Origin of the sequence: Streptococcus sp. 3705 (assembly GCF_013277145.1) — a bacterium.
In the GTDB taxonomy this organism is placed as follows: Bacteria; Bacillota; Bacilli; order Lactobacillales; family Streptococcaceae; genus Streptococcus.
In genome coordinates this window covers 151,032-176,967 of sequence record NZ_VMMJ01000013.1, presented here as the reverse complement: position 1 = coordinate 176,967, position 25,936 = coordinate 151,032, and the positions used below count along the sequence as shown (strand labels likewise).

Genomic DNA, 25,936 nt, shown 5'->3' with positions numbered 1-25,936 from the left:
ACTCCCTCTAGTTTAGCATATTTCCATGTAAAATTATAGTCTTTTCACTTTATTTTTTTCTGTAAAATCAGGAAGGTCACTTTTTTCTTTGATGAGATAAAGTGGTCTTTTTTTGGTCTCCAAATAAATTTTACTGATGTACTTGCCGAGAATTCCAATGGTCAAGAGTTGAATGCCTCCAAGAAAGAGAATAACAGCCATCAGAGAGGTCCAACCTGATGTCGGATTGCCCAAAATGAGAGTCCGAACCACAACAAAAAAGGTCATCAGTAGAGAAATAAAACAAGATAGGAGACCAGCTACAAAGGCTATAATCAGGGGGAAATCTGAAAAATTAACAATCCCTTCAATGGAGTAGAAAAAGAGTTTCCTAAAACTCCAACTGGTCTTGCCGGCCTGCCTTTCGACATTAGGATAGTCCAGATAGTAGGTTTTAAAACCGACCCAGGCAAAAAGTCCTTTAGAAAAACGATTGAACTCAGTCAAACTTAAAATGGCATCGACTACAGACCTTCTCATCATGCGAAAATCACGAACACCTGAGGGCAAGGCTACTGGGCTAATTTTTTGCATAAGGCGGTAAAAGAGATCTGCACAGAAACTGCGAAAGAAGGGTTCTCCCTCTCGACTGGTTCTTCGTGTTCCTACGCAGTCCAAGTCTGCATTCTGGTCTAGTAAATTTTTCATCTCAAGCAACATACTCGGAGGATCCTGGAGGTCTGCATCCATTACCACCACCAGATCTCCTGTCGCATATTGTAAGCCTGCATACAGAGCTGCTTCTTTGCCAAAATTTCGCGAGAAAGAAATATAATGCACTGCCGGATTTTGTTCCCGATAGGCCTTTAAGAGTTCCAAGGTTCCATCGCTTGAGCCATCATCGACAAAGACATACTCGATTTCTGTTTCCAAATCAGGAATCAAATCTTCCAAAGCCTGATAAAAAAGAGGAAGTACTTCCTCTTCGTTTAAACAGGGGACAATGATTGACATCACCATCTTAGTCTTCAAATCCATTTGGATGCTTGCTTTGCCAACGCCATGCGTCTTCACACATTTGGGTGATGTCGAATTCTGCTTCCCAGCCAAGTTCTGCTTTGGCTTTTGCAGGATCTGAATAGCATGCTGCAATATCACCTGGGCGACGGTCTACAATGCGGTAAGGAATCGGACGTCCCACTGCTTTTTCCATATTTTGGATAATTTCAAGAACTGAGTAGCCTTTACCTGTTCCAAGGTTATAAACGTTTAGACCTGAACCTTTTTGGATTTTTTTCAGAGCTGCGACGTGACCTTTGGCCAAATCGACGACGTGGATATAGTCACGAACACCCGTTCCGTCTTCCGTATCGTAATCGTCTCCAAACACTTGCACTTGTTCTAGTTTTCCAACGGCTACTTGCGTCACATATGGCAAGAGATTGTTTGGAATACCATTTGGATTTTCTCCTAAATCACCACTCTCATGGGCTCCGATTGGGTTAAAGTAACGAAGCAAGACCACATTCCATTCTGAGTCTGCCTTGTAGATATCTGTCAAAATTTCCTCTAACATGAGTTTGGTACGACCGTATGGATTGGTCACTGAAAGTGGGAAATCTTCCAAGATGGGTACTGTGTGCGGATCTCCGTAAACTGTCGCAGAAGAACTGAAAATGATGTTTTTACAGTTGGCTTCTTCCATTACCTTCAAAAGACTAAGAGTTCCTGCTATATTGTTGTCATAATAGGCAAGAGGGATACGGGTAGATTCACCGACAGCCTTCAAGCCAGCGAAGTGAATGACCCCTGTTGGTTCTTCTTGCTTGAAAATATCTCTGAGGGTATCTGTATCACGAATATCTGCCTCATAGAAAGGCACTTCAACTCCTGTAATTCTTTCAACAACTTCTAAACTTTTTCGATTGCTGTTGACAAGGTTATCCACCACAACAACCTGATGACCTGCTTGGATTAACTCAATAACAGTGTGGGTTCCAATAAAACCTGCCCCACCCGTTACCAAAATCTTTTCTTGCATCTTCTTTCCTCGATTCTCGGATTATTTTTTCTTATTTTACCATTTTTGATAGGGAATGTCATTTGCCGTCCTAGAGGGATGGCTAAAATTTCAGTAAAATTCTTATTCACTTTTTACTCGTTTGACATAGTTTTCAATTGGATAGTTTTCAGGGTCCAAGGTCAACTCCTTGTCTTGGACCAGTTGAGCTAGATGGTAGCCAATGATAGGACCAGTTGTGAGCCCTGATGAACCTAGTCCACTAGCAGCATAGACACCTGCCAATTCTGGCACCTGCCCAAAGAAAGGTGAGAAATCACTGGTGTAGGCACGAATTCCCACTCGTTCACTTCTGGAAGTCGCTTCCGATAAAACAGGATAGTGAGGCAAAGTTGCTTCCTCCATTTGCTGGAGCAAGGCTTCATCTACCGTCAAATCAAATCCCATGTCATTTTCATGGGTGGCTCCTAAGGACAATTTCCCACCTGCAAAAGGAATCAAATCCCACTCCCCTTCTGGCATGACAACAGGGTAAGCTTCCATGTCTTGGGCAAGCTGATAATCTCGTAATTGCCCTTTTTGAGGACGGACATCCACAGTATAACCCAAGGGTTCTAACAAGTCCCCCAACCAAGCTCCCGTCGCCAAAATAACCTGATCAAACACCTCTTCGCCAATCTGATAACCTGATGCTAAAGGTGTCAGAGTCACTTTTTCTTTGACCAGCTTGACGTGACTGGCTTCCAGCAAACGAGTGACTAAGAGTTGTCCATCTACTCTCGCTCCACCAGAAGCATAGAGCAGGTGGTCAAATCCCTGCAAACCAGGGAATAATTCATTTGCTGATGTTTGATCCAGAATGGCTAATTGCCCTATCAAGGGAGATTCTTCTCTTCGCTGGAAGGCTAGTTGATAGAGTTCTTCCAACTTGGATTCATGTCTTTTCAAGAGAAAAACTCCCGAACGCTGGTAAAAGTCTATTTCTTGCCCTGACTTCTCTAAATCAGCTAATAAATCCACATAAAAATCAGCCCCCAAGCGTGCCATTTTGTACCAGGCCTTGTTGCGGCGTTTGGAAAACCAGGGGCTGATAATTCCTGCTGCGGCCTTGGTAGCTTGACCTTGTCCATGGTCAAAGACGGTTACTTCTAGGTCACTTTCTTTCGAGAGGTAGTAGGCTGCTGTGGCTCCCACAATTCCTGCTCCGATAATAGCAACTTTTTTCATTGTTTTCACTTTCTAACTAGATATGGTGGAAAGGATTGGTCGATGCTTGACTAGGTACAATATCGATTGTCCAGCCATTTTCTCTTTTCCATAGATTAAGAAGCTCTGCAATTTTTTCCACAAAAATCACTTCAATATAGTGACCTGGGTCCAATGCCAACAAGCCATCAGACAACATATCCTGGGCAGTGTGGTAGTAAATATCACCAGTGATATAGACTTCTGCTCCTTTAGCTAAAGCATCCTTATAGAAAGACTGCCCGCTACCACCACAGATGGCCACTCTTGAAATAGACTTCTGCAAATCACTCTCTTGATAATGCACCAATCGAAGACTATCTAGACCAAAGACTTGCTTGACATTCTGGGCTAATTCTCCAAAGGTCTGAGGCTGAATATTCCCAATACGTCCAATCCCACGTTCAGGACCTGTCTCCTGCAGATAAGTCGTCTCCTCAATGCCTAGCATCTGGCAGAACCAGTCATTAAGGCCATTTTCAACGATGTCAATATTGGTATGGCTTACATAAACTGCGATGTCATGCTTGATGAGATCAATGTAAATCTGATTTTGTGGACGGCTGGATATCAAATCCTTGATGGGACGGAAAATCGGCGCGTGCTTGACAATAATCAAGTCCACACCCTTTTCAATGGCTTCAGCCACCGTTTCTTCACGAATATCGAGAGCCACCATAACCCTTTGGATATCCTTGTCCAAAGTTCCAATTTGCAGGCCACGACTGTCTCCCTCCATTGAAAATTCCTGAGGGCAAAAGGCTTCATATGCGTTAATTACTTCACTTGCTAGCATGGAGAACCTCCTTGATGGCTTGAATTTTATCCACTAGAACTTGACGTTCCTCCAGATTTTTTTCTGGGATTTTTCCGAGGGCAAACTCTAGCTTAACAGCTTCTTTTTGCCATTTTTGGACAAAGACTGGGCTGACTTCTTTGGACAAAAAAGGACCAAAGCGAACATCACTGGCTGATAGCTTCATTTGTCCTGCTTCCACAACCAAAATCTCGTAAAACTTGCCAGCTTCTTCTAAGATGTTTTCAGCTACAATCTGAAATCCGTTCTCTTGTAACCAGATACGCAAATCGTCTTCACGATTATTGGGCTGGAGGATCAAACGCTCTACATTAGCTAACTTGTCCAAGCCTTCTTCCAATATCCTAGCAATCAAACGACCACCCATACCAGCAATGGTAATGACAGACACTTGGTCAGTCTCTTCAAAAGCTGCCAAGCCATTGGCTAAACGAACCTGGATTTTTTCCTTTAGGCCGTGAGCCTCAACATTTTTGACCGCAGACTGGTAGGGACCTTCCACCACCTCACCCGCAATAGCATTTTTAATTTGTCCTCTTTCGATCAACTCGATAGGCAGATAAGCATGGTCACTCCCCACATCTAGTAAAATGGCTCCCCGTGGCACAAAAGAAGCCACCAATTCTAATCTCTTTGAAATCATCTTCTCTCACTTTCCAAAACTCTATTACCTCTTATTATACCACATTTCAGCTAGCAATCTTGTACCTAAAAAGACCGCAATCCACAGATTGCAGCCTTTCTTTATTTTCTGGCTTGATAGCGACTAGTCAGGATGAAAATCACGGTAAAGACCAACATCATGACACCATAAACAGGTAATGTTTGTCCTGTTAAGGTTGAAATTTCAAGCAGTTTTTGAATTCTTGGGAAGAGAGCTGTGGCTAGGAAGCCTCCTACTGACCAAACAATCAAGAGGACACGCCATAGGGTAAATGGCATGCAGGCTCTAAATACGGATAAGAAACCAATTGACCCCAAGAGATAATAGAGGAGAGTTGAGATTTCTAACTCAGACCAACCTTGGCTACTTCCAAATATTTTCACAAAGAGAACGCTGAAGACGACCATGAGAGCGCTTGGTAGGGCACGAAGCATGGATCTTCTGAGGAAATTTGGCTCAACAGGTTTGATATTTCGCTCAAAAGTCAGAACGAATGGTGGGAAACCTTCCACAAACTGGTCAATCATGGTAATCTGGATTGGAATAAAGGGGAAAATCAAGATCCATTCAGACCGTCCCAGAAGAGCACTGGCAATACAGATGACCGCTAATAGGAAAGAATAGATGGTCTTAATCAAGAAAATCGGGGCGATATGGGCAATGTTATTGACTACGCGACGACCTTCAAAGAGAATCTCAGGAACATCATTAAAGTCAGAGTTCAAGAGAACCAGATTTGCAATCTGACGAGTCGCAGGATCTCCCTCCGCCATTACGATAGAACAATCCGCCTCACGAAGAGCCAGAATATCATTGACTCCGTCTCCCGTCATAGCCGTTGTATGACCCGCTTTTTTCAGAGTTTGGATGATGAGTTTCTTTTGATGAGGGGAAACCCGTCCGAAAATAGCAGTCTCCTCCGCCATAGCAACCAATTCCTCATCCGTAATTTTCGAGCAATCTACATAACTATCATAGTCCGCAAAACCAGCCTTCTGGGCAATGCTGGATACCGTAACTGGATTGTCACCAGAGATAATCTTGAGGCCCACTTCCTGAGAACGGAGATAGTCCAGCGTCTCTGCTGCTCCCTCTCGAATGGGATCCAATATTTCCAGCAAGGCTAGAGCCTGAATATCAGATGGTTTCTGTGGTTTGTGATGGTCTAGTTTTTCCTGACTGAGAGCCAAGACCAAGACACGTGAACCTCTCTCCAAGGCCTCTCTGGCTTCTGGGACCTCAGAATCCAGCAACATCTCAGGCGCCCCTAAGAAAACTGTTCCCAAACCTTCTAACTCCATAGCACCCCACTTGCGGTCGCTTGAGAAGGGGAGATTGGAAATCATAGAATAGGCTACTTGGCCTTGGAATCGCTGGCGAATAGCTTGGGCAGTTGGATTTTTATCCTCACTATGAGCTATATAGCTAGTCAAAATGTTGGCAATAGTCTCTTCACCATAAGTTTCCGTCAGAGGAAGAACAGCCTCTACCTGCATCTTTCCTTGGGTGATGGTGCCCGTCTTATCCAAACAGAGCATATCCACGCGCGCCAAGGTCTCAACGGAGTACATCTCCTGCACCAAGACCTTTTTCAAGCCTAACTTAATCACCGCTGTCAAGAGCGAAGTGATGGTCAAAAGGGCAACTCCCTTAGGTAACATCCCCAAAAGAGCTGTCGACGAGTTTACAACGGACGACTTAAGAGGCAAGCCTTTTAAAATCAAGGCTTCTAGCAAGAGAGCTAGACCAAAAGGAATGATAATTTTCCCAGTAAAACCTGCTAACCTGTCCAGCGATTCCATGATACGAGAGTTGATAGGTTTCACAGTCTTAGCCTCAAGCATAAGTTTAGCAGCATAGTTGTCTGCACCGACATGGTGAACTTGAGCTAAAACTGCCCCACTGGCTAGGAAACTTCCTGACAAAAGCAAGGCGTCAACTTCCTTTTGCACCAAATCACTTTCCCCCGTCAACATGGCTTCATTGACTTCCGCAAAGCCTTCCAAAACCAAGGCATCACTAGGAATTTGCTCTCCAGCAGACAAACGAATGACATCTCCTAACACCAATTCTTCAGGATTAAGAGCCACTTCCTGGCCATCACGAATAGTCTTGACCTTTTCCTTGGTCATGAGATTGAGCTTGTCCACCATATGCTTGGCACGGAGCTCCGTCACAATCCCTGAAAAAGCGTTAAAGCAGATAACGACAAAGAAGACCAGATTGCTCCAAGCCTGCACAAAGGCAAGGGCCAAAGCAATGGCAAAGTTCAAAGCGTTAAAAAGGGTAAAGACATTTCGTTTGATGATTTGCCAAGTGCTGGTACTGGCCGAAGCAGTAAAATCATTGACCAAGCCCTTAGCCTGTCTTTCCTCGACTTCTCTTTGGGTTAATCCCATAATCTTATTTTTATCCATAAATTATATCATATCATTTTTTCTAAAAGAATTCTAATCTCATCCCAAATATGGACCTGGTCAAGGGAAAAGTTTGCCAGCCCTCCTTTGATAAGGTATAATAATAACAAGAAAAGAATCGAAGGAGATCGCATGTTTTATACTTATTTACGTGGATTAGTTGTATTACTCCTATGGTCCATCAATGGCAATGCCCATTATCATAATACTGATAAAATTCCTAATCAAGATGAAAATTATATTTTGGTTGCGCCTCACCGTACCTGGTGGGATCCTGTTTACATGGCCTTTGCGACCAAGCCAAAACAGTTCATCTTTATGGCCAAAAAAGAGCTCTTTACCAACCGTATCTTTGGTTGGTGGATCCGTATGTGTGGCGCCTTTCCTATCGACCGTGAAAATCCTAGCGCCTCAGCCATCAAATACCCTATCAATGTTCTTAAAAAAAGTGACCGCTCTCTCATCATGTTTCCAAGTGGGAGCCGTCACTCAAACGATGTCAAGGGTGGCGTAGCCCTGATTGCCAAAATGGCCAAGGTCCGTATCATGCCGGTTACCTATACAGGTCCTATGACCTTGAAGGGCTTGGTTAGCCGTGAGCGTGTTGATATGAACTTTGGAAATCCAATCGATATCTCAGATATCAAGAAAATGAATGATGAAGGCATTGAAACAGTCGCCAATCGTATCCAAGCAGAATTCCAACGTCTGGATGAAGAAACGAAACAATGGCACAATAATAAAAAACCAAATCCACTCTGGTGGTTTATCCGCATCCCTGCCCTCATCCTTGCCATTATCCTCGCTATCCTAACCATCATCTTTAGCTTTATCGCAAGCTTTGTATGGAATCCAGATAAAAAGAGAGAAAACCTTGGTTAAATAAATACAACAATCCCTTGGCAAAAGCCAAGGGATAAATCTTTTATTCGATTTTCCATTTTTGGGCCAACCAGCTAGAAAAAGCTAGGAATCGCTCAGCTACTTGTTCGTGGTGTCCATAAGGGTCAAAGACAAACTGGCTGTTCGGATAGCGTTTCTGAAGACTGGTATGGATTTTCTCAGCATAGACTGGTGCTTGAGCCAAGCGATTGCTATGATTGACTCCTTCTGTTTGACCATTCTGTAAATACAGCAAACAGTCTAGATTTTTCACTGTCTCTGCCTTGCAGTAAGCCACAAAATCAGGATACCAAAAGGAACCGCAGATAGAAAAAACACAGGAAACCTTATCAAAGCTGAAAAGACTGTAAACTGCCACCAAGCCACCTAGTGAATAACCTCCGTAGGCAAGGCGTGCTTCATCCAGTCGATAAAGCGACTGCAACTTATCTAAAAGACCTCCAAATAAATCACTATGATAAGCATTTGCCTGACCGCCAAAATCTGGAGCTCCATCTCTCAAAGCAGCCGCCTTCCATGGAGTGTAGTCATCTAGGCGATTTTTAGAGGTCAAGCCCACTAAAATCACAGATTCGGAAAGGGACGATAGGAAATCCAAGTTTCCATCATTCAAGAGAATAACTGGATAGGTTTGATTGGGATCATAGGTCAAAGGAAGGCTGACCTTGACTTGGATTCCTTCCCAATCAAACTCATTATTTATTGATAAAGTCATTGATTTTCTCAAGGGAATCAATCACTGCTGGACCATAATCCATCAACTCATCGTAAGAGATGGTCATGATTTTTTGATTCTTAATAGCAGGAACGCTTTCCAAAACAGCATTTGCCTTCAGCAACTCTACTGCTTTTTCATCCAATTTTTTATTACGATCGCTGGTTACATAGATAATCAATTCAGGATCCATTGACACGAGATTTTCCAAGGTCAAGCCTGATGTCCCCGTAGCAACGTTTGTATAACCAAGTTGGTTCAGCAAACTTTCTTGCAAAGCAGACTTGTAGGCACCGAAGGTTTCATCATTATAAGCAACCATAATCAAAGCCTTTTTCTTTTCACCTTGACTTGCTGGGTTTGCTTTCTTAACAGCGTCAATTTTAGTTTGTAATTGGGCTGCGTATTCATTGGCCTTGTCCTGAACATTAAAAATCATTCCCAGATTTTTGACATCTTCTACGATATTCCCCAAATCTTGCTGAATTGTTGAGAGAGAAGCTTTTTGCGTATAAACTGGGATTTTGTTTTCATTCCAAGTGCTAACTGTCCCCAAGGATTTTTCAGAAAACATCATGTTTCTCCCCATCACAGCGTCTGGCTCATAAGAAAGGACTGTCTCTTGTGAGACTGTTTTTTTATCCCCAATTTGAGGAATAGTCGCAATCGCGTCCTTGTATTTGTCCGTCACAGCATTGTCTGGGTTAAGCATGCCAACAATTTTATCCTTCAACCCCAACTCCAATAAGATTTCAGTGGTTGAAAGATTATTGGTAATAACTTTTTCAGGTGCCTTGTCAAAAACTTGTTCGACTTCATTTCCTTTAGCATCATAAGTTTTGATAGTTAGCGGATAAGTCGTCTCTGCGTTAGCCTTTTGACTTGTCTCTGTGCTAGACTGTGTGGTAGTTTTTTCTGTAGTAGTGTTACCACAAGCTGCCAAAGTTAAGGTAGCTACTGTCACGAGTAAAATACTGAGTGTTTTTTTCATCTTGTTTTCCTTTTCATTCTTATAAATAGTGAATCATAGCTTGCTGATCCTCGGTCCAAGTCACCTGACTTTGAACTCCATATACAGTTTGCAATGACTCAGGGGTGATGGTCTCCTTTGGAGTACCTTGGTAAAGGATTTCTCCCTCTTTCATCAAATAGAGATAATCCGAATAGCGACAAGCAAGTTGAATATCATGTAGGACAGCTAGAACATTGACCTTGAGATTTTTCACAATGGCTAACAAGTCTAGCTGATACCTGATATCCAGGTGATTGGTTGGTTCGTCTAGGAGTAAAAGAGTCGGTTCTTGCGCCAAGGCGCGGGCTAGTAAGACTCGCTGTTTTTCTCCCCCTGACAGAGACGAATAGAGACGAGTTTTCTTCTCGAGCATATCCACCTTAACGAGGGCATCTTGAACGAGTGTAAAATCTCTTTCCCTTTCCTTCTGTAAAAAAGAGAGGTGGGGAGTTCTTCCCAGCAAGACGATTTCTTCAACTGTACAATCAAACTGCAGTTGATTAAACTGGGTCACAACTGCCATTTGCTTGGCTGTTTCTTTGAGCATCCATTGTTCCAGAGGCTTTCCATCTAGGCTTATCAAACCTTTGTCCGCCTTTTCCTGACGATAGAGGAGTTTAAGTAGACTGGTTTTTCCACTTCCATTTGGTCCTAATATCGTGTGAAATTGATTCCCTTTAACCTTAAGAGAGACTCCTTTAAGGATTTTTTTCTCTCCTAGTCCAAAATGGATATCCTGACAAATCAAGTCCATATCAGACCCTCACCTCCCTTCGTCTACCTCCAACAATGTAGATAAAGAAGGGAGCACCTACTAAGGCTGTGAAAATACCAATAGGAAGCTCTGCGTTTGGAATGATGATACGAGAGAGTACGTCTGCCCAGATAACAAAGAGGGCACCCAGCAAGGTTGCAACGGGAAAAAGCCTCTTATAATTCGTTCCTACTAACCCTCGAGCTAAATGTGGAGTAATCAGACCGACAAATCCAATAATCCCACAGGTTGCCACTAATACTGCTGTTAGCACAGCCACCATGGTCACATAAAGATACCAATAAAATCGTAAAGGAATTCCCAAAGTTAAAGCAGCCTCATCTCCCATCATCATCGCATTGAAAACACGATACTGGGTAGCGAAAAATAGAAAGGCTATTCCTACTACTATAGTTGGCAGGACTAAGTCAGACCAGGAAGTCCCAGCGAGCGAGCCCATGGTCCAAAACTTAATGGTCATCACACTATCCGCATTAGCGCCGACTGAGATAATAAAGTTTGAAAAAGCCAAAAAGAGAGCGTTGACTACCGTTCCCGATAAGATTAGACTAGAAGTCGTCATCCTTCCCTGCATAGAGGCAATGAGGAGGACAGCAATTGTTGCCAAAATAGCTCCAAGAAAAGCTCCAAGGCTAATCATCACTTTTAAACCAAGAATGATGCTCAATGTTGCACCTAGAGTTGCACCCGCAGATATTCCTAAGACATAAGGCTCTGCTATGGGATTGTTCACTGTAGACTGCATCACACTACCACACATAGAAAGGCCTGCTCCTACTATCAGACCTAACAATACTCGGGGGAATCTCATGTTCCATACAATGGCAAGAGTAGACTTGGAAACCTCTCCTATCTCAAGAGGAAATCCCAACCTGCTCAACATAATCCGATAGGTATCTCCTAGATCAATCGCAACAGATCCCATTGAAACTGCTAGAAAGAGAGAAATCCCTAAAATACCTAGCAAAATAACTAAAAGTAACACAAATTGCTGGTCTTGTCGGCTTCCAGAAAATTTGGAAAGCATGTAAACCTCCTTTGATAGAATATTAAAAATTTAGAAAATTCTCATGAAAAGTATACCATATTTTCAACAATGGAACAAGATAAGAACAAATGAATATAGTTGGTTTTATAGTGCTAGGAACCGTAAGTAAAGATAATACTTGAGTATATCGAGGTAAGGTGACAACGTAAAAAGCCCTCTGAAAATCAGAGAGCTGATTTGAACCCGGGCTAAAATCCTAGTGAAACAAAAAAATCTACACGGTCAGAAAAGTCTCTATCGTGCCATTTTCATACATGATGTATAGTCCAAGTAGAATGAATACTAAGGGCACAATGATTCGCTCGTATTTTTCAATTGTCTCGAATATTAACGGAATAGAGGATAACACCCGACTAATCTCGCATAAGATAATTATACCGATTACAAACACAAGCAAGGCCACGAGGGTCTGTGACCAATCTAACGAAGCAAAATAAGGTATATAGATACCTAAATTATCTCCGCCAGACGCAATTGTTAGCAATGTAACTGTCCAAAACAGTTGATTTGCCTTGCTTTGTTCTAATCTTTCAATAATTTCTTCCTCTTCTTCCTCTTCTTCCTCACCTTCTCCAACAATTGCAAAGCGAATCCCTAAATAGATAGGGATTAAACCAAGCAATCCAACCATCCATTCTTCAGGCACGAAATTAACGACATAAGCAGCAACTAAACTCGCCCCTACAAGTAAGCCTGTGCCTAGATATTGCCCCGCATAAATATGCCATTTTTGTTTATTCTGTGATAGCTGTGCAAATAAAATAATTAAAATAATTAAATAATCGATACTGGTGGAAATATAAACACCAATAGCAGATATGATTGTCTGTCCCATAAAAAACCTCCTGTATTGGTCAGTAATAAATCAGCAGATTTTAGGAGAGCACAGACACATTAATTTAGCTATCGCTAGTGGGTAATTTCGAACATAGGAAAGCATTTTACTCCTCCTCAAAACGTAGTTACAAAGTAATTTCTAAACGTAGTTACAAAGTAATTTCTAACTGAAATTCGGTGACTACTTCCATGTAAAGTATAACATACTATACTTTACTTCGTAAAGTGTGGGCTCTCCGAGGGGGCTTGCAGACAGCTACTCGGCTTTTCAAGCCGAGTAGTTACGCACCTTTATGGTGTAATTAGCTGATACCATTTGAGGTTTTTGTAGTCTCCAAAATTGTGACCTATAAAACCTCAATAAAAAAGCCCTCTGAAGTCAGAGAGCTGATTTGAGCTTGGGCTAAAATCCTAGTGAAAAAGATGAAACTCCTTGTGTTCATCGAACACGGTATCCTTTCCCTATTTTCATACGGAATTTTGACGCCCTTAGCATCACGATTCTTGCTAGATAAAACGTTTATAGATTAGGCGGTAAGCCGAAGATTGTACGAAATTTTTAGTGAAACAAAAAAATCTCCCCGAAGGGAGAAAAGCTGGTTTATTTTACCTTACAATGCTAGGAAGCATAAGCAAAGATAGTACTTGAGCATACCAAGGTAAGGTGACAACAAAAAAAGCCCTCTTAAAATCAGAGAGCTCCAGTCTTGCTGGATAAAACGTTTATAGACTAGGCGACGAGGCGAATATTGTACTAATGGTACATCGAGCCGAAGCCAACGAAGTATAGAAACGTTTTAGACGCAAGATTAGCGACGAAGTCCTAGAGAGTTGATCAACTCACGGTAACGGTTAACGTCATTTTTACGCAAGTATGCAAGCAAGTTACGACGGCGACCGATTTTTTTCATCAATCCACGGTAAGTAGCGTGGTCTTTTTTGTGTTGTTTGATGTGTTCGTTAAGGTGGTTGATTTCCCAAGTAAGGACAGCAACTTGAACCTCTACTGAACCTGTATCACCTTCGTGACGTGCATATTGTGCAATGATTTCATTTTTTTTCTCTTTTGAGATTGCCATGATGTTTCTCCTTTTTATTTGGCTTCATCCGAGTGACAGGTTGGCATGCCTGTAACCAAGAAGAAGTTATTTGTCTTTACGACATTCACTATTCTACCAATAACTAACTTCTTTGTCAACAGATTTACTTTCTTGTTTTAAATATGCTATAATAATTATAGTAAGAAATCTAAGTTATCTGTTTTTTAAAACGAGGTGATTATCATGCGTAGATTCTATTCCCATCTCCCCTACTATCTGGTCATATTTTTCTTTTATTGGCCACTTTATCAGTTGTTATCACTAATCATTTCTGACCCCCTTTTTCTCAAGAGTCTCTACGTAAATAATATTCTCTTCTTTACACCTCTGGTAATCTTGATTGTATCGCTACTTTATAGCTACCGTTTCCGTTTCTCACTTTGGTGGTTAATTGGTAACGGACTGCTCTTTTGCTTTACTATCATAACCTTTGGTGAGTTTATACTAATTTACTTGCTAATCTATGAAACCTTGGCTCTGGTGGGCATGGCTTCCGGTATTGGCATCAAGCATATTCTACAAAACTGAAAAACAAAAAACTTTCACAAAATCCTTGAAAAATCTCACAATCATGCTATAATAATCCATAGAGACAAGTCACTTAGTCCCTTTCTACTAGAGAGTGCGTGGTTGCTGGAAACGCATAGAGAGCCTAAACTGATACTACTCTTGAGTTTTTTATGAAAACATAAAACGGTGGCCACGTTAGAGCCAATCAGAGGTGTCCCTCTCTTTTGAGGAACATAAATGAAGGTGGAACCACGTTGCGACGTCCTTTTGAGGATGTCGCTTTTTGTTTTTCTATCTTTCACAATCCTCTGTCCCTGTTTTCAGAATAGGGTTAACATATTCGTCAATAATATAAGTAAGGAGAACATCATGATTAACATTACTTTCCCAGATGGCGCTGTTCGTGAATTCGAATCTGGCGTTACTACTTTTGAAATTGCCCAATCTATCAGCAATTCCCTAGCTAAAAAGGCCTTGGCTGGTAAATTCAACGGCAAACTCATCGACACTACTCGTGCTATCACTGAAGATGGAAGCATCGAAATCGTGACACCTGATCACGAAGATGCCCTTCCAATCTTGCGTCACTCAGCAGCTCACTTGTTCGCCCAAGCAGCTCGTCGTCTTTTCCCAGACATTCACTTGGGAGTTGGTCCAGCCATCGAAGATGGTTTCTACTACGATACTGACAACTCAACTGGTCAAATCTCTAACGAAGACCTTCCTCGTATCGAAGAAGAAATGCAAAAAATTGTCAAAGAAAACTTCCCATCAATCCGTGAAGAAGTTACTAAAGACGAGGCACGTGAAATCTTCAAGAACGACCCTTACAAGTTGGAATTGATTGAAGAACACTCTGAAGACGAAGGTGGTTTGACTATCTATCGTCAGGGTGAATATGTAGACCTTTGCCGTGGCCCTCACGTCCCATCAACAGGCCGTATCCAAATCTTCCACCTTCTCCATGTAGCAGGTGCTTACTGGCGTGGAAATAGCGACAACGCTATGATGCAACGTATCTACGGTACAGCTTGGTTTGACAAGAAAGACTTGAAAAACTACCTTCAAATGCGTGAAGAAGCTAAGGAACGTGATCACCGTAAACTTGGTAAAGAGCTTGACCTCTTCATGATTTCTCAAGAGGTTGGTCAAGGGCTTCCATTCTGGTTGCCAAATGGTGCGACTATTCGTCGTGAATTGGAACGCTACATCGTAGACAAAGAGTTGGCTTCTGGCTACCAACATGTTTACACTCCACCACTTGCTTCTGTTGAACTTTACAAGACTTCTGGTCACTGGGATCATTACCAAGAAGACATGTTCCCAACTATGGACATGGGTGACGGGGAAGAATTTGTCCTTCGTCCAATGAACTGTCCGCACCACATCCAAGTCTTCAAACACCATGTTCACTCTTACCGTGAGTTGCCAATCCGTATCGCTGAAATCGGTATGATGCACCGTTATGAAAAATCTGGTGCCCTCACTGGTCTTCAACGTGTACGTGAAATGTCACTCAACGACGGTCACCTCTTTGTGACTCCAGAACAAATCCAAGAAGAATTCCAGCGTGCCCTTCAGTTGATTATCGATGTTTATGAAGATTTCAACTTGACTGAATACCGCTTCCGCCTCTCTCTTCGTGACCCTCAAGATACTCACAAGTACTTTGATAACGATGAGATGTGGGAAAATGCCCAAACTATGCTTCGTGCAGCACTTGATGAAATGGGTGTTAACTACTTTGAAGCTGAAGGTGAAGCAGCCTTCTACGGACCAAAATTGGATATTCAAGTTAAGACAGCCCTTGGAAAAGAAGAAACCCTTTCTACTATCCAACTTGACTTCTTGCTTCCAGAACGCTTCGACCTTAAATACATCGGAGCTGATGGCGAAGAGCACCGTCCAGTTATGATTCACCGTGGAGTTATCTCAACCATGGAACGCTTCACAGCTATTTTGATTGAGAACTACAAGGGTGCCTTCCCAACATGGCTTGCACCACACCAAGTAACCCTCATCCCAGTATCTAACGAAAAACACGTGGACTACGCTTGGGAAGTGGCTAAGAAACTCCGTGACCGCGGTGTCCGTGCAGATGTAGATGAGCGCAATGAAAAAATGCAGTTCAAGATCCGTGCTTCACAAACAAGCAAGATTCCTTACCAATTGATCGTTGGGGACAAGGAAATGGAAGACGGAACAGTCAACGTTCGTCGCTACGGACAAAAAGAAACACAAACTGTCTCAGTTGATGATTTTGTTCAAGCTATCCTAGCTGATATCGCCAACAAATCACGCGTTGAGAAATAAGAGATAAAACCTGGGATAAAATCCTAGATACCTAAAAAGCAACAACTATTTCAGCTGTTGCTTTTTTATATTTTATTTAATCCGAGCTAGTAGTGATTGACCAAACCACCACACAAGATTTTCTTTCATGAGTTAGATAAGGTCAATATCCTCATTCCTTGTCTGCTTCATTTTCTTTTACGAGATCTTTTTGTGAATCCTTTTCAGAGAGTTTTTGATCGATATACTTGTTAATGGTTTCATAAAATTCCTTGGTCGTATCACTGTCTAATTTTGTCGAATTATGAACTTGATTGACTTTCAATTGAACAGATTGAATACCGTAAGAGGCTTGTTTTTGGTGGAGCATTTCTATTTCTTCTTCTGAAATCGGATCTCCAACAACCGTCAAGACCAATTCATTGTTCCTTGACTTGTAGACTTGATTAATGACCGTGTGATTGGCGAACTCTTTTCCTACAAACTGTTTGATTCCTTCTTTTCGCGCTTGATCTATCGTCAGAGTGACTGCTGAATAACTAGCTGGAAGAATCAATAATACAATCAAAGATATCAACCCAATTCTCATTTTAATGTTTAGCTCTTTAAATGAACTTAAGGGAGATTTTCTCATCATAATTCTTGTTCCAACAATGTTGATTAGCATGATAAAGACACAGTTGATCAAGAAAAGATAAAGAGCTCCAAATAAAAATCGTACATTTCCATTAGCTAAACCATATCCTGCAGTACAGATAGGTGGCATCAGAGCTGTTGCAATGGCTACTCCTGGCACGATATTGTTTGCTTCTTTTTTCCTTGACCCAATTACGCCTGCTATCCCACCAGCAATAGCAATGAGAACATCCCAAATGGTTGGAGAGGTTCGTGCAATCAATTCACTACTTTCATAAGATAAGGGAGAAATCCAGAAATACAGAGCCGAGACAAGCAAACTGACCAATACTTGAGTAAATAAAACCTCTAGAGATTGCTTGATTAAACGCGTATCAAAAATAGCTAAACCAAACCCCAGTCCAACAATCGGTGTCATAAGAGGGGAAATCAGCATGGCTCCAATAATGACAGCTGTTGAATTCATATTTAGACCGATAGAGGCAATAAAAATCGCACACATCAAAATCACTGTATCTCTTAATCGAACATGAAGATCATCATATAATTTCTCACGGTATTCACGTGTTGAATAGTTTCCGTTCATTGGTTACTCCTTTTATTTCATATAATCTTGTTTCTGCATGGATGATGGTAGAGAGATTTCTGTCCAATCTTACATATTTTCTTCTCACCTGTAATTTTTTTGAAAATCATCCTCTAAGTATCCGTCAGTCTATCCTTAACATTATATCAAAAATTTTACAGTCTTTCTCTGACGAAATCTATCAATTGAACAGATATATAAAGCAAGAAATTTTAGATTCCTTATTAGAAAAAGAAAAACCGGTATCTCCTCTGAACTCCTGATAATATGCGTTTTATTCTTTATAATTTAGCTATTTCAAAATTACAAGTTCTCCATTCTTAATTTCCCAAACTTGGTCAAACTTACTTAATAATTCGTTTTGGCGATGTAAAGTAACAATGACGGCACTTGGTAGTTCCAGAACTCTTTCCAATTCCATTTTAAACTGATTAGTATCCAAGGCAGAGAAAGGTTCATCTAGGATAAGCAATGGATTTTTACGATTTTTCTCACGATTTAAATACATTCGTTGTTGCTGACCACCTGACAGGGATTGTGGTGGAATTTTTTCAAAATCTTCTTCTCTGAATTTTTCATTGAAACTATTGAATAGCGTTACATTATTTTCATAACTCGAAATAAATGTATGTTCTTGTTGCAGAATCATACCGAATCTTCCCCAAAGATGGTCCAAAACAAGCCCATCTAGCACAATTTGTCCTTCAAAATCTTCATCTGTTCCATTTAAAATGTTGAGAAGACTACTTTTTCCAGACCCATTCTTACCAATAAGCGCAATTTTATCCCCTTTTTGAATCGTAGCGGAAGTAATTATCAATTTTGATTCTCCCAGTTGTTTGGAAATGTTTTTCAAAGTAATCGTATCAAAAGAATGTTGAGGTGCTTGAACTGAAACGGGTCTCCCAACAATGTTTTGAAAACTCTTGATTACAGGCTTTACGGACTCTAACATTTGTAAATCATAAAGGATTTCCTGTATTGGTTCAGAAAAAGCATTAATATATCCGAAACTCGCCACCACCTCAGGAATACCGAGTTGCTGGTGAGATAGAGAGTAGGCTAAATAAATAAACAGAACAAGACTAATGAATTCAAACGAAACACCTGTCAATAAGATGCCTGTAATTTTTGTCAAACCATACTTAAAATACTTATCCTGCAAATTCTTTAGAGAACTCTTTTGTTGATTCAAAAAATGCGACATAGTTAGTTTATTTACCAAATGATGTCCCATGAGCAAATCCTCCAAAGTTCGATAGTAATCTCCTTGTTTTTTCAAGTAAACCTGTCTACGATTAGCGGTCAACTTCCCAACGATTTTAGGAATTTGAATACTAATTCCAGTGGAAAAGATTAAAATCAGTGATACAATAGGATTAATTGTTCTGCTAATAATGAAAGCATAAATGATAATACGTAAAATTTGTTTGATAAAACTCATCAATGGAGGAAGGTAATCCTTTTCCAACGAATCTAGGTCATTAGATTGATAGGAAATATACTCTGCTACTGTTTTCTGCTTGAAATCGTGGTGACTGAGTCCCAGAAGTGAACGAAACCACTCATTTTTCAAAGTAGTCGAAAAGATAATCCCCTGCTTCCAATCAAGTATCATTTGGATATAGTTACAACTCAAATAGCCAGCCACTGACATAGAGTAACCATATAGAGCTACTTGATAATCCCCTTTGATTAATGCCTGCGTGAAATACGGTAACAAAGCTGTGCAGATATTCGATACTACACCAAAAAGAAAATTAAAGAAGAGATACCATCTAATAGTTTTAAGATATGGTAGCATATACGATACTCCTTGCTAATGCGTTTTTTTACATATCGCAGAACAATCTCTACTATTCCCTATTTCAGATAGTGCGATACTCGGACATTGAGTGCAATAATTGTAAATCACACAAGTACTGCAGTTTTTACTATCATTCAAAATATAATTTGCTATTTTGTAAAATATAGGTCTATCCCATGTTTCTTTGATAGATGTAAAATGAATATTTCCAATACTTCTATTGAAAGTAAGCTTTTTCATCTTTTTCTAACGATTTAGGCTATTTCGTGACACACCCACAATCCGTGAAAATTCTGGTTATATCAGATTATATGATTTTCGTAAGAATTTTATATTGTCTCCAATCATGGCAGTCTCCTTTTACTTGATAAAACTATTATAACATTTAGAAATTAAAAACTGGTTCAAAATCAATAGAATGTGTGTATTCGATACATTCAATAAATTCTTGGAAACAGTTCTACACCAGTTACACAAATCTATATACACCTATCTCATTCAAAATAAAAAGAAAGCTGCAGTTCTTTTAATCCTGTATCAACGATTCATTCTGAAATCGAATAGGAGACATTTCCCAAGTCTACAATTCACTTCATCTCAAATTAATTTTTGTAATTCACCCTTAGTTTATAGATTTTATACTCAACAAAAGTATAAAGCATACAAAACTTCACTTTGAACCAGTATTTATACTATATTCCGTATTAAAAATTCTATTATTTGTTTTGTAAAAAACAGTCTTCAAATATCCTGAAATATAGCAAAAAGAGATTGGGTAAAAACTCATTGTCTCTTCTCACTCAAGGACTAAGTTCACTTGAGCAAACTGAATCCGCACTATCGTTCCTTTTCCAACCTCAGACTCGATGCGAATCTGGTGGCCTAGTTCTTCAGAAATTTTCTTAGATAGGTAAAGTCCAAGTCCAGATGACTGCTGGGTTAGGCGTCCATTATATCCTGAAAAGCCACGTTCAAAGACTCGGAGGACATCACTGTTTTTTATCCCGATTCCTGTATCCTTGATACAGAGTTCCTGGCCTTCCATATAAATCTCCAGACCACCTTCCTTGGTGTACTTGAGACTGTTTGAGATGATTTGCTCAATAACCACTAGTAGCCACTTTTTATCCGTCACGATTTCTTTATCAAGATCATGTAGATTGACATTTAAGCCTTTTTGAATAAAGAAAAGAGCATATTTACGAATTATTTCCTTGACCAAGTCCTCAATTTGAACTTGCTTTAAGACCAAATCATCATGGAAACTTTCTAAACGCAGATACTGTAAAACTAGATTGGTATAGGAATCAATCTTGAAAATTTCCTGTTCTAATTGCTGCTTCAGTTGGCGGTCGACCACTTCTGCAACTAAGAGTTGACTGGCTGCAATGGGGGTCTTAATCTGATGGACCCACAAGGTATAGTAATCCAGCAAATCCGTCAGTTTTCTTTCTGCATCTGACCTCTGCTGATAGAGTTCCATCTCACGCGCCTCTAATTTTTCAGCCAAGGCTATTTCCAATGGAGATTTGGCTTCCCTCTCCCCATAGAGAATTTCCTGACGATAGACCTGCATCTCCGCCAATATATCCCAAGTGAAAAATAAGATGGTTACAAAGCAACACAGCAGGAAAAAGTAGAGAAAGTAAATTCCCAAACTGGCAAATAAAAACTGAAAGAGTAAGAGCAGAAACGTCAAAGAAATCAGATAGACAAACAGACGACTACGGGAACGCAGATAGGCTAGAAAAAATTGTTTCCAATCAAGCATGCTTTAATCCGTACCCTATCCCTTTCTTGGTCTCGATAAATCCTACCAAGCCCTGCTCTTCCAACTTTTTACGCAATCGAGCCACATTGACAGAGAGGGTATTATCATCAATGAAAAAGTCACTGTTCCAAAGTTCCCGCATAAGGTCATCACGTGCTACGATGTTGCCTGCATGCTCAAATAAAACGCGTAAAATCTGGAATTCGTTCTTGGTCAAATTCAAGACTTGCCCTTGATAATGTAAATCCATTGATTTGGTATTGAGGATAACACCAGCATATTCCAGTAAACTCTCGTCACGCCCAAACTCATAGGAACGACGCAACAAGCCCTGAACCTTGGCTAAAAGAACCTGCTGGTCAAAAGGCTTGGTCACAAAGTCATCCGCCCCCATATTGATTGCCATGACAATATCCATAGCCTGGTCTCTCGAAGACAGAAACATGATGGGGACCTTGGAAATCTTGCGAATTTCCTGACACCAGTGATATCCATTAAACAAGGGCAAACCAATATCCATGAGGACCAGATGAGGCTCCGACTGAACAAAAAGGCTCAAAACTTCCATAAAGTCTTCTACCAGAACCACTTCAAATCCCCATTCAGAGAGCATTTTCCCGACTTGTTGACGAATAACCTGATCATCTTCTACTAATAAAATCTTGTGCATGCGCTCCTCCTTTTCTATTATTATAACAGATTTTTCCATGCTAGAAGGTCTGAAACTGAATTTGACATAGCTTGTTTTTATCCAACATAGTGAGGCAATCCTACTAGATAATTTGAGGGAAATTTGATAAGATAAATAAAAAGAAAGGAGCTCTTATGGTCAATATTTTTGATTATCTGAAAGATGTCGCACACGATTCCTTTTACGACCTTCCTTTAAATGAATTAGATATTCTAGCCTTAACAGAAATCACCTACCTCTCCTTTGATAATCTGGTCTCCACAACTCCTCAGCGTCTTTTAGACCTAGCACCTCAGGTTCCAAGAGAACCTAACATGTTGACCAGTAAAAATCGCCTCCAGCTATTAGATGAACTAGCTCAACACAAGCGCTTCAAAAATTGCAAACTCTCCCATTTCATCAACGACATCGACCCTGAACTGCAAAAACAATTTGCGGCTATGACCTACCGCCTCACTCTCGACACCTATCTGATTGTCTTTCGTGGAACAGATGACAGTATCATTGGCTGGAAGGAAGATTTCCACCTAACCTATATGAAGGAAATTCCTGCTCAAAAGCATGCCCTCCGCTATTTAAAGAACTTTTTTGCCCAACATCCTAAGCAAAAGGTCATTCTGGCCGGGCATTCCAAGGGAGGAAATCTAGCCATCTATGCTGCTAGCCAAATTGAGAAAAGCTTGCAAAATCAAATCACAGCAGTTTATACCTTTGATGCGCCTGGTCTCCACAAAGAATTGACACAAACCGAGGGCTATCAAAGGATAATGGATAGAACCAAGGTCTTTATTCCACAAGGTTCCATTATCGGTATGATGTTGGAAATCCCTGCCCACCAAATCATTGTTCAAAGTACTGCCTTGGGTGGTATCGCCCAGCATGATACCTTTAGTTGGCAGATTGAGGACAAACACTTTGTCCAACTGGAAAAGACCAACAGCGATAGCCAACAAGTCGACACAACCTTCAAGGAGTGGGTGGCCACAGTCCCTGATGAGGAACTCCAGCTCTACTTTGACCTCTTCTTTGGCACTATTCTTGATGCTGGTATTAGCTCCATCAATGACCTGTCTTCCTTAAAAGCTATCGAACACATTCATCATCTCTTCGTCCAAGCGCAATCCCTCACTCCAGAAGAAAGGAAAACCATGGGACGCCTCACTCAATTATTGATTGATACCCGTTACCAAGCATGGAAAAATAGATAAAAAGCTTATGAAAAGGTAATACTCTTCTAAAATCTCTTCAAACCACGTCAGCGTCGCCTTACCGTAGCTATGGTTACTGACTGCGTCAGTTCTATCTACAACCTCAAAGCAGTGCTTTGAGCAACCTGCGGCTAGCTTCCTAGTTTGCTTTTTGATTTTCATTGAGTATAAAAACCTTCTCATAAGCTTTCTTGTTTTAAAGAAAAATTCAATCCTTCATCTGACTCTCTGCATCAGCCACGACCTGTTCTAAACTGGTCTGACCAAGCTCTGCCTCCATAGCCAGCTGGATTCTCTCCAATTTTTGATCCAAAACATCATGAATATGAGCTCCAACTGGACAATTTGGATTCGGATTGTCATGGAAACTGAAGAGTTGACCAGTCTTACCAAGACATTCGACCGCTTGATAAACATCTAATAGACTAATATCCTTGAGATCCTTAACAATCTCTGTTCCCCCTGTTCCACGCGCTACTGAAATCAGCTCTGCCTTCTTCAACTGGGACAAGGTCTTTCTGATAATGACAGGATTGACCCCGACACTAGCAGCCAGAAAATCACTGGTCACCTTGTTTTCCTTCCCCTCGAGGGCAATAATTATCAGCATATGAGTCGCAATGGTAAATCTACTTGGAATTTGCATCCTCTTCTCCTTTTTACGAGGCTACCCTGCCTCTACTCTTCTTTTTCTATTATTATACCCTTTTTAGTTGTAATGTCAATCGTTACCACCTTTTAACCAGGCATCTAATTCCCTATCATAACCTTCTTTCTGGGCTAATTCTCTCAGAAATTCCTGATTGTGGGTATGGTGGATACCATTGACCAGACTTTCATAGTAAACATCAAAATAAGGGAGTTTCAGGTCTTTAGCTAGCTGCAATTCAGCTGCCACATCGTAGTCTACCCGTCGGAAGTTCATATCTACCAAGCCCTTGTCATCAAACTCCAAAATCATGTACTGGGCTCGCAAGTCCTTCCGTAGCTGAGCGTCCAAAAAGAAAGGTTGCCCAATCGAACCCGGATTGACAATCAATTGCCCACCAGTCCCGTAACGAAGCAACTGCTGGTGAATATGACCATAAACAGCAATATCGCAAGGCGGATTGGTCACCAAGCGGTCAAAATTCTCTTGCGCCCCAGTATGAATCAACTCTCGCCCCCAGTTCTTATCAGGCAAATGGTGACTAATTCCCACCGTCAAATCCCCAAACTGACGATGAATTTGAAGAGGTTTATTGTGGAGCAGTTCAATTTCTTCTAGGGAAATTTCCTCTAAAACATACTGGCACTGGCGCAAAAGATAGCGTTGACTGGGGCGAGTACTATCCAATTCCTTACGGACACCATGCCACAGACTGTCTTCCCAGTTCCCCAGAACTCTAGCCGTAATCGGTAGTTGATCCAACAAGTCCAAAATCCTTCTACGCCCTGTCCCTGGCATGAGAATATCTCCCAAAAGCCAGTATTCATCCACTCCTAACTGCCGAGCATCTGCCAAAACAGCCTCCAAGGCGGTGGTATTTCCATGAATATCTGAAAGAAGAGCTATTTTCGTCATATCCATCTCCTCGTTTTTTCTCTTGCAATAAGTATAACATAAAAAGTCACAGCTAGAGAAATCTAGCTTTTTTTGATATACTAGATAAAGATATTAGACAAGAGGAAACGAATGACCCCGAATAAAGAAGATTATCTAAAATGTATTTATGAAATCGGCATAGACCTGCATAAAATCACCAACAAGGAAATTGCGGCCCGCATGCAAGTCTCTCCCCCTGCCGTAACTGAAATGATTAAACGGATGAAGAGTGAAAATCTCATCCTCAAGGACAAGGAATGCGGTTATCTACTTACTGACATCGGACTCAAACTGGTCTCTGAGCTCTACCGTAAACACCGCTTGATTGAAGTTTTTCTAGTTCATCATTTAGACTATACTAGTGACCAGATTCACGAGGAAGCTGAGGTCTTGGAACATACTGTCTCTGACCTGTTCGTGGAAAGACTGGATAAATTGCTTGGATTCCCCAAGACCTGCCCTCACGGAGGAACTATTCCTGCTAAGGGAGAACTCTTGGTTGAAATCAATAACCTCCCACTAGCTGACATCAAGGAGGCTGGCGCCTACCGCCTGACTCGGGTGCACGATAGTTTTGACATTCTCAGTTATCTGGACAAGCACTCACTTCACATCGGTGATCCGCTCCAAGTCCAGCAGTTTGATGGCTTCAGCAACACCTTCACTATCCTTAGTAAAGACGAGGAATTACAAGTGAATATAGACATTGCCAAACAACTCTATGTCGAAAAAATCGACTAATTTCTCAAGTACCATACCAACCCTGAAAGTTTTATTTTCAGGGTTTTCTCATCTATTTTTTGCATCAAAAACAATAGTAAACGCTTTCGCTCTTTAACTAAATATTGTATAATAAATATATAAACTATTCCGTCACTAACAGATGAAAAAAGGAGGTTTTATCATGAAAAACATCATCTTCATCAAAACCATTGAGCTCCTTGTCATTGATGAAATCATGCTGGCATTTTTGACATTTAAAGAGGGGCTTACTTGGGATTGGATTTTAATTTATAGCGGTTGGCTCATTTTCTTTCATCCTGTGCTATTGACCTATCTGTCTAATCAGCTTTGTGACCACTTTAGTCAACTCTATTCCCAGATTAGACCGCGATTCTGGCGTTTTGCCTTACAAATCCTCCTATGGGATAGCCTGATCATTCTCTCCTTGATATGTTTGAGTGGTGTGCCACTTTTCCTTCAGGGAACTCTCCTCATCCTAGGACACCTCATCCCTTCCTATCGCACTTGCCAAAGCCTGAAACAAGATTTCCCCAAGGCCTATCAAGAACAGATTTCATTTTGGAGTATTTTATGA

24 protein-coding genes and 1 pseudogene are annotated in these 25,936 nt (G+C 40.9%); 7 read left to right on the top strand and 18 right to left on the bottom strand.

Annotation, left to right across the window (positions count from 1 at the left end):
* Nucleotides 1-33: 33 nt before the first annotated feature.
* From HT714_RS04690 to HT714_RS04665, 6 genes are all read right to left on the bottom strand, one after another.
* A complete protein-coding gene (locus tag HT714_RS04690; RefSeq protein WP_173226962.1) occupies nt 34-999 on the bottom strand; it encodes a glycosyltransferase family 2 protein in 966 nt (321 codons plus the stop codon).
* 1 nt (nt 1,000) lies between these two features.
* Nucleotides 1,001-2,020, bottom strand: coding sequence for a UDP-glucose 4-epimerase GalE (galE, locus tag HT714_RS04685; protein ID WP_173226961.1), 1,020 nt, complete (start codon nt 2,018-2,020; stop codon nt 1,001-1,003).
* Nucleotides 2,021-2,122: 102 nt separating this feature from the next.
* Nucleotides 2,123-3,226 (bottom strand): FAD-dependent oxidoreductase, encoded by a 1,104-nt coding sequence (locus HT714_RS04680; RefSeq protein ID WP_173226960.1) that lies wholly within the window; start codon nt 3,224-3,226, stop codon nt 2,123-2,125.
* A gap of 16 nt (nt 3,227-3,242) precedes the next feature.
* Nucleotides 3,243-4,040 (bottom strand): Nif3-like dinuclear metal center hexameric protein, encoded by a 798-nt coding sequence (locus HT714_RS04675; protein WP_173226959.1) that lies wholly within the window; start codon nt 4,038-4,040, stop codon nt 3,243-3,245.
* Nucleotides 4,027-4,704 carry a tRNA (adenine(22)-N(1))-methyltransferase TrmK gene (locus HT714_RS04670; protein WP_173226958.1) on the bottom strand — a complete coding sequence of 226 codons (678 nt, stop codon included), beginning with the start codon at nt 4,702-4,704 and terminating at the stop codon, nt 4,027-4,029. The genes HT714_RS04675 and HT714_RS04670 overlap by 14 nt, the downstream gene beginning before the upstream one ends.
* 101 nt (nt 4,705-4,805) lie before the next feature.
* Entirely contained in the window at nt 4,806-7,142 is a 2,337-nt protein-coding gene (locus HT714_RS04665; protein WP_173251549.1) for a cation-translocating P-type ATPase, read from the bottom strand.
* 132 nt (nt 7,143-7,274) lie between these two features.
* Between HT714_RS04665 and HT714_RS04660 the strand changes: the two genes are divergently transcribed.
* Nucleotides 7,275-8,024, top strand: a complete 750-nt coding sequence (locus tag HT714_RS04660; RefSeq protein WP_173226956.1) for a 1-acyl-sn-glycerol-3-phosphate acyltransferase — start codon at nt 7,275-7,277, stop codon at nt 8,022-8,024.
* 43 nt (nt 8,025-8,067) lie between these two features.
* On the opposite strand, the gene HT714_RS04655 is transcribed toward HT714_RS04660, so the two are convergent.
* The 6 genes from HT714_RS04655 to rpsO form a co-directional block, all read right to left on the bottom strand.
* The gene (locus tag HT714_RS04655) at nt 8,068-8,760 is read right to left on the bottom strand and encodes an alpha/beta hydrolase-fold protein (protein ID WP_173226955.1); all 693 of its coding nucleotides are present in this window, start codon (nt 8,758-8,760) and stop codon (nt 8,068-8,070) included.
* Nucleotides 8,741-9,751: an ABC transporter substrate-binding protein gene (locus HT714_RS04650; protein ID WP_173226954.1), complete on the bottom strand. Its 1,011-nt coding sequence runs from the start codon at nt 9,749-9,751 to the stop codon at nt 8,741-8,743. Before HT714_RS04650 ends, HT714_RS04655 begins: the two co-directional genes overlap by 20 nt.
* Before the next feature lie 19 nt (nt 9,752-9,770).
* Nucleotides 9,771-10,526 carry an ABC transporter ATP-binding protein gene (locus tag HT714_RS04645; RefSeq protein ID WP_173226952.1) on the bottom strand — a complete coding sequence of 252 codons (756 nt, stop codon included), beginning with the start codon at nt 10,524-10,526 and terminating at the stop codon, nt 9,771-9,773.
* 1 nt (nt 10,527) lies between these two features.
* Nucleotides 10,528-11,574 (bottom strand): iron ABC transporter permease, encoded by a 1,047-nt coding sequence (locus HT714_RS04640; protein WP_173226950.1) that lies wholly within the window; start codon nt 11,572-11,574, stop codon nt 10,528-10,530.
* 235 nt (nt 11,575-11,809) lie between these two features.
* A complete protein-coding gene (locus tag HT714_RS04635) occupies nt 11,810-12,430 on the bottom strand; it encodes a CadD family cadmium resistance transporter (RefSeq protein ID WP_173226948.1) in 621 nt (206 codons plus the stop codon).
* 811 nt (nt 12,431-13,241) lie between these two features.
* Complete coding sequence (rpsO, locus tag HT714_RS04630) at nt 13,242-13,511, bottom strand: 30S ribosomal protein S15 (protein WP_001018251.1); 270 nt, start codon at nt 13,509-13,511, stop codon at nt 13,242-13,244.
* 204 nt (nt 13,512-13,715) lie between these two features.
* On the opposite strand from rpsO, the gene HT714_RS04625 reads away from it, so the two are divergent.
* From HT714_RS04625 to thrS, 3 genes and pseudogenes are all read left to right on the top strand, one after another.
* Nucleotides 13,716-14,060, top strand: coding sequence for a hypothetical protein (locus HT714_RS04625; protein ID WP_173226946.1), 345 nt, complete (start codon nt 13,716-13,718; stop codon nt 14,058-14,060).
* Between the two features lie 102 nt (nt 14,061-14,162).
* Nucleotides 14,163-14,371, top strand: a pseudogene (locus HT714_RS09925) (hypothetical protein).
* Nucleotides 14,372-14,411: 40 nt separating this feature from the next.
* Nucleotides 14,412-16,355, top strand: a complete 1,944-nt coding sequence (gene thrS, locus HT714_RS04620) for a threonine--tRNA ligase (RefSeq protein WP_173226944.1) — start codon at nt 14,412-14,414, stop codon at nt 16,353-16,355.
* Nucleotides 16,356-16,506: 151 nt separating this feature from the next.
* Here the strand turns inward: thrS and HT714_RS04615 are convergent, their stop codons facing one another.
* From HT714_RS04615 to HT714_RS04600, 4 genes are all read right to left on the bottom strand, one after another.
* Nucleotides 16,507-17,556 (bottom strand): DUF389 domain-containing protein, encoded by a 1,050-nt coding sequence (locus HT714_RS04615; RefSeq protein ID WP_173226942.1) that lies wholly within the window; start codon nt 17,554-17,556, stop codon nt 16,507-16,509.
* A gap of 292 nt (nt 17,557-17,848) precedes the next feature.
* Nucleotides 17,849-19,360 carry an ABC transporter ATP-binding protein gene (locus HT714_RS04610; RefSeq protein WP_004242726.1) on the bottom strand — a complete coding sequence of 504 codons (1,512 nt, stop codon included), beginning with the start codon at nt 19,358-19,360 and terminating at the stop codon, nt 17,849-17,851.
* Between the two features lie 799 nt (nt 19,361-20,159).
* Nucleotides 20,160-21,134: a sensor histidine kinase gene (locus tag HT714_RS04605; RefSeq protein WP_173251547.1), complete on the bottom strand. Its 975-nt coding sequence runs from the start codon at nt 21,132-21,134 to the stop codon at nt 20,160-20,162.
* Entirely contained in the window at nt 21,127-21,804 is a 678-nt protein-coding gene (locus tag HT714_RS04600; RefSeq protein WP_000548991.1) for a response regulator transcription factor, read from the bottom strand. The genes HT714_RS04605 and HT714_RS04600 overlap by 8 nt, the downstream gene beginning before the upstream one ends.
* 155 nt (nt 21,805-21,959) lie before the next feature.
* Here HT714_RS04600 and HT714_RS04595 point away from each other — a divergent pair, with 155 nt between their 5' ends.
* The gene (locus tag HT714_RS04595; protein WP_173226938.1) at nt 21,960-23,033 is read left to right on the top strand and encodes a DUF2974 domain-containing protein; all 1,074 of its coding nucleotides are present in this window, start codon (nt 21,960-21,962) and stop codon (nt 23,031-23,033) included.
* A gap of 208 nt (nt 23,034-23,241) precedes the next feature.
* Here the strand turns inward: HT714_RS04595 and HT714_RS04590 are convergent, their stop codons facing one another.
* Together HT714_RS04590 and HT714_RS04585 are read right to left on the bottom strand one after the other, a co-directional pair.
* Nucleotides 23,242-23,679 carry an Rrf2 family transcriptional regulator gene (locus HT714_RS04590; protein ID WP_173225794.1) on the bottom strand — a complete coding sequence of 146 codons (438 nt, stop codon included), beginning with the start codon at nt 23,677-23,679 and terminating at the stop codon, nt 23,242-23,244.
* A 75-nt stretch (nt 23,680-23,754) separates the two neighbouring features.
* Nucleotides 23,755-24,597, bottom strand: a complete 843-nt coding sequence (locus tag HT714_RS04585; RefSeq protein WP_173225791.1) for a metallophosphoesterase family protein — start codon at nt 24,595-24,597, stop codon at nt 23,755-23,757.
* Between the two features lie 111 nt (nt 24,598-24,708).
* Here HT714_RS04585 and HT714_RS04580 point away from each other — a divergent pair, with 111 nt between their 5' ends.
* On the top strand, nt 24,709-25,359 hold the full coding sequence (locus tag HT714_RS04580; RefSeq protein WP_173225788.1) for a metal-dependent transcriptional regulator: 651 nt from the start codon (nt 24,709-24,711) through the stop codon (nt 25,357-25,359).
* A gap of 163 nt (nt 25,360-25,522) precedes the next feature.
* Nucleotides 25,523-25,936, top strand: a complete 414-nt coding sequence (locus tag HT714_RS04575; RefSeq protein ID WP_173225785.1) for a hypothetical protein — start codon at nt 25,523-25,525, stop codon at nt 25,934-25,936.